The sequence below is a fragment of the Pseudomonas sp. 05N36 genome (assembly GCF_056397385.1).
This window is the reverse complement of record NZ_JBFTNH010000020.1, coordinates 78,953-92,465: the sequence shown is the minus strand read 5'-3', so window position 1 is coordinate 92,465 and position 13,513 is coordinate 78,953. Positions and strand designations below refer to the sequence as shown.

General features: G+C 58.3%; 16 protein-coding genes. 11 read left to right on the top strand and 5 right to left on the bottom strand.

Going from position 1 to position 13,513, the window contains the following annotated elements; all coding sequences use genetic code 11:
- The first annotated feature begins 25 nt into the window (after positions 1 to 25).
- A complete protein-coding gene (locus tag AC1DIH_RS22525) occupies positions 26 to 367 on the top strand; it encodes a PA4575 family protein (RefSeq protein ID WP_427547030.1) in 342 nt (113 codons plus the stop codon).
- A gap of 3 nt (positions 368 to 370) precedes the next feature.
- Here AC1DIH_RS22525 and AC1DIH_RS22520 read toward each other — a convergent pair whose 3' ends face one another.
- Positions 371 to 2,200: a hypothetical protein gene (locus tag AC1DIH_RS22520; RefSeq protein WP_477773347.1), complete on the bottom strand. Its 1,830-nt coding sequence runs from the start codon at positions 2,198 to 2,200 to the stop codon at positions 371 to 373.
- Positions 2,201 to 2,361: 161 nt separating this feature from the next.
- Here AC1DIH_RS22520 and AC1DIH_RS22515 point away from each other — a divergent pair, with 161 nt between their 5' ends.
- The 3 genes from AC1DIH_RS22515 (at position 2,362) to AC1DIH_RS22505 (ending at position 4,099) form a co-directional block, all read left to right on the top strand.
- On the top strand, positions 2,362 to 2,850 hold the full coding sequence (locus AC1DIH_RS22515) for a TIGR00645 family protein (RefSeq protein WP_123423585.1): 489 nt from the start codon (positions 2,362 to 2,364) through the stop codon (positions 2,848 to 2,850).
- Between the two features lie 210 nt (positions 2,851 to 3,060).
- Positions 3,061 to 3,354, top strand: a complete 294-nt coding sequence (locus AC1DIH_RS22510; protein WP_477773346.1) for a DUF6482 family protein — start codon at positions 3,061 to 3,063, stop codon at positions 3,352 to 3,354.
- Between the two features lie 127 nt (positions 3,355 to 3,481).
- Positions 3,482 to 4,099, top strand: coding sequence for an FKBP-type peptidyl-prolyl cis-trans isomerase (locus AC1DIH_RS22505; protein WP_054595509.1), 618 nt, complete (start codon positions 3,482 to 3,484; stop codon positions 4,097 to 4,099).
- 144 nt (positions 4,100 to 4,243) lie between these two features.
- Here AC1DIH_RS22505 and AC1DIH_RS22500 read toward each other — a convergent pair whose 3' ends face one another.
- The 3 genes from AC1DIH_RS22500 to AC1DIH_RS22490 all read right to left on the bottom strand — a co-directional run bounded on the left by AC1DIH_RS22500 (position 4,244) and on the right by AC1DIH_RS22490 (position 6,197).
- On the bottom strand, positions 4,244 to 4,501 hold the full coding sequence (locus tag AC1DIH_RS22500; RefSeq protein ID WP_477773345.1) for a PA4570 family protein: 258 nt from the start codon (positions 4,499 to 4,501) through the stop codon (positions 4,244 to 4,246).
- A gap of 205 nt (positions 4,502 to 4,706) precedes the next feature.
- Positions 4,707 to 5,048 (bottom strand): zinc ribbon domain-containing protein YjdM, encoded by a 342-nt coding sequence (locus AC1DIH_RS22495; protein ID WP_078050159.1) that lies wholly within the window; start codon positions 5,046 to 5,048, stop codon positions 4,707 to 4,709.
- A 180-nt stretch (positions 5,049 to 5,228) separates the two neighbouring features.
- A complete protein-coding gene (locus AC1DIH_RS22490) occupies positions 5,229 to 6,197 on the bottom strand; it encodes a polyprenyl synthetase family protein (RefSeq protein ID WP_477773344.1) in 969 nt (322 codons plus the stop codon).
- A 240-nt stretch (positions 6,198 to 6,437) separates the two neighbouring features.
- Here AC1DIH_RS22490 and rplU point away from each other — a divergent pair, with 240 nt between their 5' ends.
- The 5 genes from rplU to AC1DIH_RS22465 all read left to right on the top strand — a co-directional run bounded on the left by rplU (position 6,438) and on the right by AC1DIH_RS22465 (position 10,182).
- Positions 6,438 to 6,752, top strand: a complete 315-nt coding sequence (rplU, locus tag AC1DIH_RS22485; protein WP_003176051.1) for a 50S ribosomal protein L21 — start codon at positions 6,438 to 6,440, stop codon at positions 6,750 to 6,752.
- Between the two features lie 35 nt (positions 6,753 to 6,787).
- On the top strand, positions 6,788 to 7,045 hold the full coding sequence (gene rpmA / locus AC1DIH_RS22480) for a 50S ribosomal protein L27 (protein WP_003176049.1): 258 nt from the start codon (positions 6,788 to 6,790) through the stop codon (positions 7,043 to 7,045).
- 195 nt (positions 7,046 to 7,240) lie between these two features.
- A complete protein-coding gene (cgtA, locus tag AC1DIH_RS22475; RefSeq protein WP_477773343.1) occupies positions 7,241 to 8,464 on the top strand; it encodes an Obg family GTPase CgtA in 1,224 nt (407 codons plus the stop codon).
- A gap of 123 nt (positions 8,465 to 8,587) precedes the next feature.
- A complete protein-coding gene (gene proB / locus AC1DIH_RS22470) occupies positions 8,588 to 9,706 on the top strand; it encodes a glutamate 5-kinase (protein ID WP_477773357.1) in 1,119 nt (372 codons plus the stop codon).
- Positions 9,707 to 9,717: 11 nt separating this feature from the next.
- Positions 9,718 to 10,182, top strand: a complete 465-nt coding sequence (locus tag AC1DIH_RS22465) for a CreA family protein (RefSeq protein WP_477773342.1) — start codon at positions 9,718 to 9,720, stop codon at positions 10,180 to 10,182.
- A gap of 182 nt (positions 10,183 to 10,364) precedes the next feature.
- Here AC1DIH_RS22465 and rpsT read toward each other — a convergent pair whose 3' ends face one another.
- Entirely contained in the window at positions 10,365 to 10,643 is a 279-nt protein-coding gene (rpsT, locus tag AC1DIH_RS22460; RefSeq protein ID WP_003185593.1) for a 30S ribosomal protein S20, read from the bottom strand.
- Positions 10,644 to 10,894: 251 nt separating this feature from the next.
- Here rpsT and murJ point away from each other — a divergent pair, with 251 nt between their 5' ends.
- Both murJ and ribF read left to right on the top strand, forming a co-directional pair.
- Entirely contained in the window at positions 10,895 to 12,433 is a 1,539-nt protein-coding gene (gene murJ / locus AC1DIH_RS22455; protein ID WP_477773341.1) for a murein biosynthesis integral membrane protein MurJ, read from the top strand.
- A gap of 129 nt (positions 12,434 to 12,562) precedes the next feature.
- A complete protein-coding gene (gene ribF, locus AC1DIH_RS22450) occupies positions 12,563 to 13,501 on the top strand; it encodes a bifunctional riboflavin kinase/FAD synthetase (RefSeq protein ID WP_347928845.1) in 939 nt (312 codons plus the stop codon).
- Positions 13,502 to 13,513 lie beyond the last annotated feature (12 nt).

Here is a 13,513-nt window from a genome sequence, read left to right as displayed (position 1 = left end):
ACCCGATTTACCGAGGGTCGCCGCCATGCCGCGCAACCTCTGCCTCACCCGCCAATGCCTGGGCCTGGTTACCCGTATCGAATGCAGTATTCGCCCGCTTGCGGGAGACACCGGTATGTGGACCTTGTTGTTTGCCGCCGGAATGGCCGGTGAACAACCTTCCGCTATCAAGGCCCAGGGCCCGTTTCATGGTCCTTTCGTGGCCGAATCGATACTCGATACCATCGTTGAAAGCCTGACTCTGCACGGCTATCAGCTGGCTGATGACCCGCAAATCTGGTGTTTGCACCTGCAAGCCCAGCTGCGGGAAATCAATGGTGGACGGTGCCGAAATTCGGGTGGTTTTCAGTTCACCCCCGAGCATTAGTGACTATTCGACAGGGTTGGGGTTTTCGGCCTTGTCGAGTTTGACCTCGAAGCCATATTCGACGGTATTGAGGTTGGTGCGCTGGTAGGTTTCCAGGCTGGTCGGCTGGCCGTAGAAATAGTGCACCTCAATCAGCGCCGGGCCTTCTGCGCTGGCGTCGTGGCTGACCGCAAGAATCTCCTTCAGGTAATTCCCGCTCGCGTCCTTGGCGAAGAAGCGCCAGTCCTGGGCGGGGAATACTTTCTGGTCAACCACCAAGGCGTTGCCCTTGAGCTCCAGGCCTTTGGGCAGCTTCTGGGTATCGAGGCTGCTTTTTTCAATATTGGCCAGAAACAACGGCATCGAGCCGACGGCATACGCCGGCGTCTCGGGGAACAAGGTCAGGTCGTAGGTGATGGTGGCGCGCAGCGGGTCGATTTCGAAGGCCTCGGCTGGCAATTCGATGGGCTCGCCACGTTTGCCCTTATCGTCCTGGGCGAAGAAAGTCACTGGGGTGTCGCCAGGACTGAATGAGGAGCCGAGCAGTTCGTCGTTGAAGGTTTTCGGGTGATCGAATTCGATGCGTGCCGCACTGGCGTCCTCGACGGACTGGTTGACGTGGATGTTCTTTTTCAGCTGTTCCTCATTCAGTGTGGCGCCTTTGAGCCAGGTCGCGGCCTGATCGTCGTACACGACCACAGGCAGGCTCAGGCTCTGGATGGTTTTATCCGTGGTATTGCGGTCGAAGCGGCGTACCGGCAGTTCCAGGTCCTTGCGGGTCACGGTGACGGCCGAGAAGTCGAGGACATTGACTTCGAGGTTTTCAATCGGGCCGTTGAAGTAGACCTTGGTGTAATGATGAGTCTGCTGGTGCTCGAACGCCTGTTGTTCGTCTTCGAGCTGTTTTTCGAACGCATCGCTCCAGGCGGTCTGCTTCTGCATCTCGGCCAGTTGTTTTTGATAGAACCCGATTTGTGCGGCGTCTTCGTTGATCGAGCCCGAGCGTGAGAGCAGCTGCCCGGTCGTGTCCCTGGCCTGGACAATCAGCGGATTGAGCGAGGTATCGCTGACGTCTGGCGCCAGTGCTGCGCTGTTGTTGACTTCGACCTCGGCGTAGTTCTTTTCGAGGGCCTTCAGGGTGACGCTGATATTGTCGTCAGTGCGGGTCTGGCCCACGTCCTTTTTCGTCAGGTCGAAGGTGAATACCTTGCGCGGTGCAATGACTTCGGCTTTACCTTTCAGCGTCGTCGGTTGCGGTTGGTTTTTGTTGTCGAACTCCGTGCCTTCGACAAAAGGGTAGGCCACGGTCAGGTCATCCGGATTGGTCAGGCTGGCGCTTGAAGGGCTCAACTGAATACCGGGATCGGTTTCCGACCATTCAGGCTGGAAAGGGATGACCTTCTTGTTGCTCAGCGTGACCGACTGCCATTCCAGCCCATGCGGGAAGGGGAACTCGGAAGGCATGTTGAAGCTGAAAGGGAACACCGGCTGCAAGTCGGTCAGGTAGTCGGAGCTGGAGTCCTTGCGCAACACGAACAGGCCGTTGATGTAAGTGTCGACCAGCGCCTGCGGGGTGGGATAGTGCTTGAGCAGGGCCATGGCGTCTTCGCCGTATTCGGTGGCGATCGGCTTGATGGCAAGCTTTTGCTGTGCGCGCTCGAGCAGCAGCAACGAGCCGCCGAGGTTGGCCACGGCATCCTTGAGCTGGGGATCCTGAATCGCGTCCAGCGACTTCTCGAACTGTGCGGTCTTCTCCTCGAGGCTTTGCGGGCGCTTCTCATCGCTGGGTGAGCAGCCGCCGATCAGTACCGCAAGGCAAAGGCCGACAGTCGTTAAAGGCAATCGCAAATCCATTTTCCGGTTTTCCTCTACAACGCAAATAAACGATGCGAATGCTTTGGACACTAGCAGAAAAACGCTTTGGCAGACTCGCAGGTTGTGGATTTGTCTGCGGTTTATGGGGTTTTGAGCGGCTGATATACTCGCCGCCGTTTAAAACCCTTGTGTGAGATTCAATGGAACGTTTTGTCGAAAATGCAATGTACGCCTCGCGCTGGCTGCTGGCGCCGATCTACTTCGGTCTGTCCCTGGGCCTGCTGGCCCTGGCGCTGAAATTCTTTCAGGAAGTCTTCCACGTTATCCCCAACGTGTTCTCGATGGCCGAGTCCGATCTGATTCTGGTGCTGTTGTCGCTGATCGACATGGCGCTGGTGGGTGGCCTTCTGGTGATGGTGATGATTTCCGGCTACGAAAACTTCGTGTCCGAACTCGACATCGATGACGGCAAGGAGAAGCTCAACTGGTTGGGCACGATGGACTCTTCTTCCCTGAAGATGAAAGTCGCGGCCTCGATCGTGGCGATTTCTTCGATCCACCTGTTGCGCATCTTCATGGACGCCAGGAACGTCGATCCCGAGCACCTGAAGTGGTACGTGATCATTCACATGACCTTCGTGATCTCGGCGTTTGCCATGGGCTACCTGGACAAACTGACCAAGCACTGATCCGCCGCAGCCCTTGTGGGAGCGTGGCTTGCCCGCGATGGGCGCGACTCGGTCCTTGCGTCGTTCTCGATATGGCTATCGCAAGCAGGCTTTGCTCCAAGTAGCAGATGAGTGTGAAACGGACGGGCGGCGGGGTTTCTGGCTTGTGCTTTTGTGCGCCGAGGCATATCCCTGTAGGTGTCTTGGTTCGCCATTGCGCGGGGTGTGCCCATGAACCTGGAAGAGCTGAACGCCTATGCCCTCGCCGGGAAGGTCGATGAGCTGAATCTGATTTCGATGGAAGGCGGGATCTATCTGTTGGAAGCACGGATACATGGCGCCGCTCGTCCAATCGACGACACCCATGGGCAAACACTGCATCTGCGTTCGGTGGAACATGCTCGTGAAGTCCTTCATGCCTTTCCCAAGCTGACATTCAACCTGATTCACACCTCGGTGCACGACGAAATGTGCGGTCTGGGCACCAGCGGGGAAGAGAGCCTGAAGGTGCCCATATCCCAATAGCGCCGACAGCCCTGATCACCGCAATGGCATCTGTGCTAGTCTGCTCGCCCTTTTGGTTCCGGGCGCTCCGGGATGCGCTGTGCACGCACGGCAATGTCCCGAGCCGTCCGCACAGCGGAGCAGTGTCATGTCCGAAGTAAATCTGTCCACCGACGAAACCCGCGTCAGCTACGGCATCGGCCGTCAGCTGGGCGACCAACTGCGCGACAACCCGCCACCGGGCGTTAGCCTGGACGCGATCCTGGCCGGTCTGACCGACGCATTCGCCGGTAAGGAAAGCCGTGTTGGCCAGGAAGCAATGTCTGCCAGCTTCAAGGTCATCCGCGAAATCATGCAAGCCGAAGCAGCTGCCAAGGCTGAAGCGGCCGCTGGCGAAGGCCTGGCATTCCTGGCTGAAAACGCCAAGCGTGACGGCATCACCACTCTGGCTTCCGGCCTGCAGTTCGAAGTACTGACTCAAGGTGAAGGCGCCAAGCCAACCCGTGAAGATCAAGTGCGCACTCACTACCACGGCACGCTGATCGACGGCACTGTGTTCGACAGCTCCTACGATCGTGGTCAGCCTGCAGAATTCCCGGTTGGCGGCGTGATCGCCGGCTGGACCGAAGCGCTGCAACTGATGAACGCCGGTAGCAAATGGCGCCTGTACGTGCCGAGCGAACTGGCTTACGGCGCACAAGGCGTTGGCAGCATTCCGCCGCACAGCGTTCTGGTGTTCGACGTCGAGCTGCTCGACGTTCTGTAAGCCCTGGCCCGATATTGGGTCGAACTAATGTGGGAGCGAGCCGGCTCCGGGCGGCGTTCCGACGATGCGGTCAACTCGGTTTTCCTGTGAAGCCGAGGTGATGCCATCGCGAGCAGGCTCGCTCCCACAGTCTTTCGCGGTGTCTCATAGTTCGATCTTGTGGTGCAGATCATTCATCGGGCGCAATGCCCGGGCGTAGCAGAACAGAAACAGGTTGCGCACCAGTTCCTTGAGCACCACCGGCTCGCTGGAACTCAGGCCATTGAGGTCGAGGTCGCCCTGGTCTTGCAGCTCATTCAAGGCTTCTTCTTCCAGCACCGCACACACTTCCCCGGTTTCCCGATGCAGGATCCTGAGGTACGGGTGTGGGCGATCCAGCCATGCATCGATCAAGTAAGTCATGATGCTCATCTCCTTTTTAATGGTTTGATGAGAATAATTCCTATTTAATTAATAGCAAGTGCCTATTGGCGGTTTCTGCTGTTTTCTGTGGGGGAATTGCTGAGGATCAAAACGGCTGGCGTTTTGCTATTGGGCGGGATTGTTGGGGGATCAGGCGAGGGTGAGGCTCCATCCCACGCAGGGCGCAGGATGGAATACAGCAGGTTCAGACTTTTCTGACGAACTCGGATTTGAGCTTCATCGGGCCGATACCGTCGATCTTGCAGTCGATGTCGTGGTCGCCATCGCACAGGCGGATGTTCTTGACCTTGGTGCCCACCTTGACCACCAGCGATGTGCCCTTGACCTTGAGGTCCTTGATCACGGTGATGGTGTCGCCATCTTGCAGGACATTGCCGACCGAATCCTTTTTCACGGTGTCATCGGACGCCGCTTCGGCTTCACCATTGGCAGACCATTCGTGGGCGCACTCCGGGCAGATCAGCTGGGCGCCGTCTTCATAGGTGTATTCGGAATTGCATTTCGGGCAGGGTGGCAACGTGCTCACTAAAGCTCCTTGGATTCAGGATGGCTAAAAAGCGCACATTATATAGGGTTTTGCCCGGAAGGTGGCTGTCCCTGTGGGAGCGAGCCTGCTCGCGATAGCGGTGTGCCGGTCAACATTGATGTTGAGTTCGACTCCGTCATCGCGAGCAGGCTCGCTCCCACAGGGGAAATTACCAAGCGATCAGTGCGTGCGGGCTACCGCAAATTCGCTCAGTTCGACTAATGCATCCCGGTATTCACTGGCAGGCAGCATTTCGAGGCATTTGATCGCGCGGGCCACGTAATCGCGGGCCAGCTGTGCGGTGTACTCCAGAGAGCCCGAAGCTTCCACGGCAGCGCGGATGCTTTCCAGGTCTTCGATGCCACCTTTCTGAATCGCCTGGCGCACCAGTGCCGCTTGCTCCGGCGTGCCTTCGCGCATGGTGTAGATCAGCGGCAGGGTCGGCTTGCCTTCGGCCAGATCGTCACCGACGTTCTTGCCCAGGGTTTGCGCGTCGCCTTTGTAATCCAGCAGGTCGTCGACCAGCTGGAAGGCCACACCGAGGTGATCGCCAAAGGTGCGCAAGGCTTCGCTCTGTTCTGGCGTCGCGCCAGCCAGGGCCGCGGCACTGTGGGTCGAAGCCTCGAAAAGCATCGCGGTTTTGCCGCGGATGACTTCCATGTAGGTTTCTTCGGTGGTGCTGGCGTCGCGCACCTTGGACAGCTGCAGGACTTCGCCTTCGGCGATGATCCGCGTGGCTTGGGAGAGAATCTTCATCACTGGCATCGAGCCCAGTTCGACCATCATCTCGAACGAGCGCGAGTACAGGAAATCACCCACCAGCACGCTCGGGGCGTTGCCCCACATGGCGTTGGCGGTCGAGCGGCCACGGCGCATGCCGGACATGTCGACCACGTCGTCGTGCAGCAGGGTGGCGGTGTGCAGGAATTCGATGGTGGCAGCCAGCAGGCGCATGTCGTCGCCTTCGCGCCCCAGGGCCTTGCCACACAGCAACACTAATAAAGGGCGCAGGCGTTTACCGCCAGCCGAGGTAATGTAATCGCCGATTTTCGATACCAACGGCACTCGGGAAGTCAGCTGCTTCTTGATGATGCCGTCGACGGCGTTAAAATCGTCCGCCACCGTGCGGTAGAAAGCTTGGGGTTGCATCAGCGACAGTCGCTCCAGAAGGGTTGCGCGGCATGCTAGGACCCACGCCAGCGGGTGTCAAGGCGCGATGGACGGCCACTTGCAACGCGCTCGTGCCTTGCGTACAATCGCGCACCCTGAACTTCCTGGGCAGCACCTGCCTTACGCAATTGCATTTGGGTCGTTCCATCCCATGCAGCCATGCCAGCCAATACCTCTTCTTATAAAGAGCTGGGTGAGCAGGATTATCGGAGAAATACCATGTCGTACGCAGTAATCGTTACTGGTGGCAAGCAATACAAGGTCGCCCCAGGTGAATACCTGAAGATCGAGAAACTGGAAATCGCTACCGGCGAATCCGTAACTTTTGATCGCGTTCTGTTGGTCGCCAATGGCGATGACGTGAATATCGGCGCTCCAGTTGTTGCTGGCGCTACCGTTGTGGCTGAAGTGATCTCCCAAGGTCGTCACGATAAAGTCCGCATCATCAAGTTCCGTCGTCGTAAGCACCACATGAAGCGTATGGGCCACCGCCAGTGGTACACCGAGATCAAAATCACCGGTATTCAGGCTTAATTTCAGCCTAATTCCTCACTAGGAGAATTGAACTCATGGCACACAAAAAAGCTGGTGGTAGTACCCGTAACGGTCGCGACTCAGAAGCCAAACGCCTTGGCGTGAAGATGTATGGCGGCCAGAAAATCATTCCGGGCAACATCATCGTGCGTCAGCGCGGCACCCAATTCCACGCCGGTTACGGTGTTGGCATGGGTAAAGATCACACCCTCTTCGCGAAAATCGAAGGCGTGATCAAGTTTGAAGTAAAAGGCGCGTTCAACCGCCGTTACGTGAGCGTTGTCGCGGCTTAATTGCGCGATCGCTGGAAAAGCCCTGTCTTGCGACGGGGCTTTTTCGTTTGTGGGGTGAGTCTCTTGCAAAACTGTTTGTATGGGCTGCCGGCGCTGGATTATGCGGTCGTTGATTGAGGTCGCTGCGCTCATTTTTGCAAGAGTCTTATGTCTTAGTGTTTTTCGGCTCGTCCGTATGGCGAGAGGCGTTTTGTTATGAAGTTTGTTGATGAAGTATCGATTCGAGTAAAGGCTGGCGACGGCGGCAATGGCTGCATGAGTTTCCGTCGGGAAAAATTCATTGAAAACGGCGGTCCTAACGGTGGTGACGGTGGTGACGGCGGCTCGGTCTACATGATCGCCGACGAAAACCTCAACACCCTGGTCGACTACCGTTACACCCGGCACTTCGATGCCGAGCGTGGCGCCAACGGCGGCAGCACTGACTGCACCGGTAAAAAAGGTGAAGAGCTGGTCCTGCGGGTTCCGGTCGGCACCACGGTCATTGACTCTGCTACGCAAGAAGTCATTGGGGACCTGACCAAGGCGGGTCAGCGTCTGCTGGTGGCTCATGGCGGCTGGCACGGTCTGGGTAACACCCGTTTCAAATCCAGTACCAACCGCGCACCGCGCCAGACTACGCCAGGCAAGCCGGGCGAGCAGCGTGACCTCAAGCTGGAAATGAAGGTGTTGGCCGATGTGGGCCTGCTGGGCTTGCCGAACGCTGGCAAAAGTACCTTTATCCGTTCGGTCTCGGCGGCCAAGCCGAAAGTTGCCGATTATCCGTTCACCACGCTGGTGCCAAACCTCGGTGTGGTCAGCGTCGATCGCTGGAAAAGCTTCGTCATTGCCGATATTCCGGGGCTGATCGAAGGTGCTTCCGACGGCGCGGGCCTGGGGATTCGCTTCCTCAAGCACTTGTCGCGTACCCGTCTGTTGCTGCACCTCGTCGACATGGCGCCACTGGATGACACCAGTGCTCCAGACGCAGCTGAAGTGATTGTCAGCGAGCTGACCAAGTTCAGCCCTTCGCTGGCTGAGCGTGATCGCTGGTTGGTGCTGAACAAGTGCGACCAGATCCTTGAAGAAGAGCACGAAGAGCGGGTCAAGGAGATCGTTGATCGTCTGGAGTGGACCGGTCCGGTCTACGTGATCTCGGCCATTGCCAAAGAAGGCACCGAGCGCCTGACGCGCGACATCATGCGTTATCTGGAGGATCGTGCCGATCGTCTGGCTAACGACCCGGCTTACAAGGAAGAGTTGGCCGATCTCGATCAGCGCATCGAAGACGAAGCCCGTGCCCAGTTGCAGGCGCTGGATGACCAGCGTGCACTGCGCCGCAGCGGCGTGAAGTCGGTCCATGACATCGGCGACGATGACTGGGACGAAGAAGATGTGGATGATGAGGATGGTCCGGAAATCATTTACGTGCGCGACTGATTCGTTGCAGTAAACTTAAGCGCCGCTCTATCGAGCGGCGTTTTGGTATCTGGAAATCGGTAGTCACGAATAACGTTACGGGCAGCGCTGGGTCGCGCTGTCCTCAAGCTAAGGTTGAAGATGATGCGGAGCAAGGTGACAGGTGCGCAGCGTTGGGTCGTGAAGATCGGCAGCGCTTTGCTGACGGCTGACGGCAAGGGTCTGGATCGCGCAGCAATGAGCGTCTGGGTTGAGCAGATGGTCGCGCTGCATGAGGCGGGTGTCGAGCTGGTGCTGGTGTCCTCGGGGGCGGTGGCGGCAGGCATGAGTCGTCTTGGCTGGACCGCACGACCCAGTGCGATGCATGAGTTGCAGGCGGCTGCCGCCATCGGTCAGATGGGGCTGGTGCAGGCCTGGGAGTCGAGCTTTGCCGAGTATGGCCGGCACACGGCGCAGATTCTCCTGACTCACGATGACCTGTCTGACCGCAAGCGTTACCTCAACGCCCGCAGCACCTTGCGTGCGCTGGTCGATCTCAAGGTCATTCCGGTGATCAACGAGAACGATACGGTGGTCACTGACGAAATCCGTTTCGGCGACAACGACACGCTGGCGGCGCTGGTGGCCAACCTGGTCGAGGCTGACCTGTTGGTGATCCTCACTGATCGTGACGGCATGTTCGACGCCGATCCGCGCAACAACCCTGACGCCAAGCTGATTTACGAAGCGCGCGCCGATGATCCGGCGCTGGACGCGGTGGCGGGTGGCACTGGTGGTGCGCTGGGTCGTGGCGGCATGCAGACCAAATTGCGTGCGGCGCGTCTGGCGGCGCGTTCGGGGGCTCACACGATCATCGTGGGTGGGCGTCTTGAGCGTGTGCTGGATCGTCTGAAGGCGGGCGAGCGCATCGGCACCTTGCTGTCGCCTGAGCGCGGCCTGTTGGCGGCGCGCAAGCAGTGGCTGGCGGGGCACTTGCAGACTCGCGGCACGCTGGTGCTGGATGAGGGTGCGGTCACGGCGTTGTCCCGGGGCAATAAAAGTCTGCTGCCGGTTGGTGTCAAGCTGGTTCAGGGCAGCTTCCGTCGCGGTGAAATGGTGGTGTGCGTGGCGCCGGACGGTCGTGAGATTGCCCGTGGCTTGGCCAACTACAGTGCGCTTGAGGCGCAAAAAATCATCGGTCAATCGTCTGAGGCGATTATCGGTTTGCTGGGTTATATGGCGGAGCCGGAGCTGGTTCACCGCGATAACCTGATTCTGGTTTAAGGAAAACGCGAATGCGCATGGCAAAAGGATTGTTGGGATTGCTGCTGGCGATGCCGCTGCTGGCTTCGGCTGAAGAAATCGGTCAGGTATCGACTGTGTTCAAGTTCGTCGGGCCGAATGATCGTATTGTCGTCGAGGCGTTCGATGATCCAAAGGTCGATGGCGTGACCTGCTACCTGTCGCGAGCCAAGACGGGCGGTGTGAAGGGTGGTCTGGGGCTGGCCGAGGATCGGGCGGAAGCGTCCATCGCTTGTCGTCAGGTCGGGCCGATCAGCTTCAAGGGTGAGCTCAAGGATGGCGAAGAGGTGTTCAAGGAGCGCACATCGCTGGTGTTCAAGACCATGCAGGTGGTGCGTTTCCTCGACAAGAAGCGCAACACCCTGGTGTACCTGGTCTATAGCGACCGCCTGATCGAAGGCAGTCCGCAGAATGCCGTGACCGCGATTCCGATCTTGCCGTGGGCGCACGCCCAGTAATCTAACGCAGTACCCTGTGGGAGCGAGCCTGCTCGCGATGAGGCTGTAACATTCAACATCATTGTTGACTGCTGTGCCGCCATCGCGAGCAGGCTCGCTCCCACATTTTTTTGCGTTGCATTCACCAAATCGCAGGCAATAAAAAACCGACCCTGAGGTCGGTTTTTTAATGAGCGTGTCGCTTAGGCAGCAGCGGCAACGTTCAGAGCCTTGACGTGGCCATTCAGGCGGCTCTTATGACGAGCAGCTTTGTTCTTGTGGATGATGCCTTTATCGGCCATACGGTCGATAACTGGCACGGCCAGAACGTAAGCGGCTTGCGCTTTTTCAGCGTCTTTTGCGTCGATGGCTTTAACTACATTCTTGATGTAGGTACGAACCATGGAACGCAGGCTGGCGTTGTGGCTGCGACGCTTCTCAGCCTGTTTTGCACGTTTTTTGGCGGAAGGTGTGTTGGCCACCGTCGAGCTCCTCGAAAGACTTTTTAGGAAATAGCAAACAAAATAGGCCGCGAATCATGCCGATGAGTTGAAGTCTTGTCAAGGGCGGGTGATGCGTTCCGCTGAGTGGTCGATCTAAAGAGGCGGGATATTTATTTCCGGCGCTTGACCTGTAAACTCGCGAGCTTTGGCTCTGTGCTGTTGCGGCGCGGAGTATCGCATAAGTGGGCGGTTTGTTCGCCTGCTGTTTATCGACAGGCAAAAACTCTTCAATGAACCTGCTTAAATCGTTGGCCGCCGTCAGCTCTATCACGATGCTTTCCCGGGTTCTGGGGTTCGTCCGTGACACGCTCGTCGCACGCATATTTGGCGCCGGGATGGCCACAGACGCCTTCTTTATCGCCTTCAAACTGCCCAACCTGCTGCGGCGAATCTTCGCCGAGGGGGCGTTTTCCCAGGCTTTCGTGCCGATTCTGGCGGAATACAAAAGTCAGCAGGGCGAGGAGGCGACACGCACCTTTATCGCTTACGTGTCGGGCTTGCTCACGCTGGTGCTGGCGCTGGTCACGATTCTGGGGATGGTCGCGGCGCCCTGGGTCATCTGGGCAACGGCCCCGGGGTTTACCAATACGCCGGAAAAATTCCAGCTGACCTCCAGCCTGTTACGAGTGACCTTTCCTTATATATTGCTGATCTCGCTGTCCTCGCTGGCCGGGGCGATCCTCAATACCTGGAACCGTTTTTCGGTGCCGGCCTTTGTGCCGACCCTGCTCAACGTCAGCATGATCGTCTTCGCGCTGTTCCTGACACCGTATTTCGATCCGCCGGTAATGGCTCTGGGCTGGGCAGTGCTGGTCGGTGGCCTGGCGCAATTGCTCTATCAGCTGCCACACCTGAAGAAAATCGGCATGCTGGTGTTGCCGCGCCTGAACCTGCGCGACACCGGTGTCTGGCGGGTGATGAAACAGATGCTGCCAGCGATTCTCGGGGTCTCGGTCAGCCAGATTTCGCTGATCATCAATACCATTTTTGCCTCGTTTCTGGTGGCGGGCTCGGTGTCCTGGATGTATTACGCCGACCGCCTGATGGAATTGCCATCCGGTGTTCTCGGTGTGGCGTTGGGCACGATTTTGCTGCCGACACTGGCGAAAACCTACGCCAGCAAGGATCGCCACGAATACTCGCGCATTCTCGATTGGGGCCTGCGCCTGTGCTTCGTGCTGGTGCTGCCGTGCTCGCTGGCGCTGGGGATTCTGGCGGAGCCGCTGACCGTTTCGCTGTTCCAGTATGGTCAATTCAGTGCATTTGATGCCTCGATGACCCAGCGTGCTCTGATTGCCTACTCGGTCGGTTTGCTCGGGATTATCGTGATTAAAGTGCTGGCGCCGGGGTTCTATGCGCAACAAAACATTCGCACACCGGTGAAAATCGCGATTTTCACGCTGGTCGTCACTCAGCTGTTCAACCTGGCCTTGATCGGTCCGTTGAAGCACGCAGGGCTGGCCCTGGCGATTAGCGCGGGTGCGTGTCTCAACGCCGGTCTGTTGTTCTATCAATTGCGCAAACAGAAGATGTATCAGCCACAGCCAGGCTGGGGTCTGTTCGGGCTCAAGCTGGTGGTCGCTGTGACGGTGATGTCCGCGGTTTTGCTGGGGGCGATGCATTTCATGCCTGCCTGGGGCGAAGGGCACATGCTGTCGCGCTTCCTGCGTCTGGGGGCTTTGGTGGGGGCAGGTGTGGTGACCTATTTCGGTATGTTGGCGTTGATGGGCTTCCGTCTGCGGGACTTCAATCGCAAGGCGTTGAACTGAAGACGCGGCATCAATAATCACGGGTCGGGCGCCAGTTTTGTCGGTTCGATCACTTTGGGTTACGGTGTTGCCTGTTGTCGGCCGCCGGGTGTGGTTATAATCGACCACTTTATGAGCAAGAAGCGCGTTATGCAGCTGGTTCGAGGCCTCCACAATTTGCGCCCCCAGCATCGGGGCTGTGTCGCCACTATTGGCAACTTTGACGGTGTTCACCGTGGCCACCAGGCTATCCTGGCCCGGCTGCGTGAGCGTGCGCTCGAGTTGGGTGTACCCAGCTGCGTGGTGATTTTCGAGCCGCAGCCGCGTGAGTTTTTCGCCCCGGACACGGCTCCGGCCCGTCTGGCGCGCTTGCGCGACAAGCTGCAACTGCTGGCCGCCGAAGGGGTCGACCGGGTCCTGTGCCTGGCCTTCAATCATCGTTTGAGCAAGCTCAGCGCCGCCGAGTTCGTCGACACCATTCTGGTCGATGGCCTGGGCGTGCAGCATCTGGAGGTCGGTGACGACTTCCGTTTCGGCTGTGATCGGGTGGGGGATTTCGATTTCCTGCTACAGGCCGGGGCCGTTCAGGGGTTCACCGTCGAAGCGGCGCAGACCGTTGAGCTGGACGGGTTGCGCGTCAGCAGCACCCAGGTGCGTAATGCCTTGGCCGCCGCTGATTTTACCTTGGCCGAGCGCTTGCTCGGTCATCCGTACGGGATTGCCGGGCGGGTCCTGCACGGGCAGAAGCTGGCGCGCCAACTGGGCACGCCAACAGCCAACGTGCAACTCAAGCGTCGTCGTGTACCGTTGACCGGGGTTTACCTGGTGAGCGTCGAAGTCGACGGCAAGACCTGGCCAGGCGTCGCCAATATTGGCGTTCGGCCAACGGTTGAAGGTGATGGCAAAGCCCACCTTGAAGTCCATATTCTAGATTTTGCCGGCGATCTGTATGACCGGCGTTTGACGGTGGTTTTCCACCACAAGCTGCGCGAAGAGCAGCGTTTCGCCTCTCTGGAGGCGCTTAAGACGGCGATCAATGCGGATGTCGCCGCCGCCCGTGCCCTAGCCGCACCTAGCGCCAATCGCTAATGAAGAGCCTTA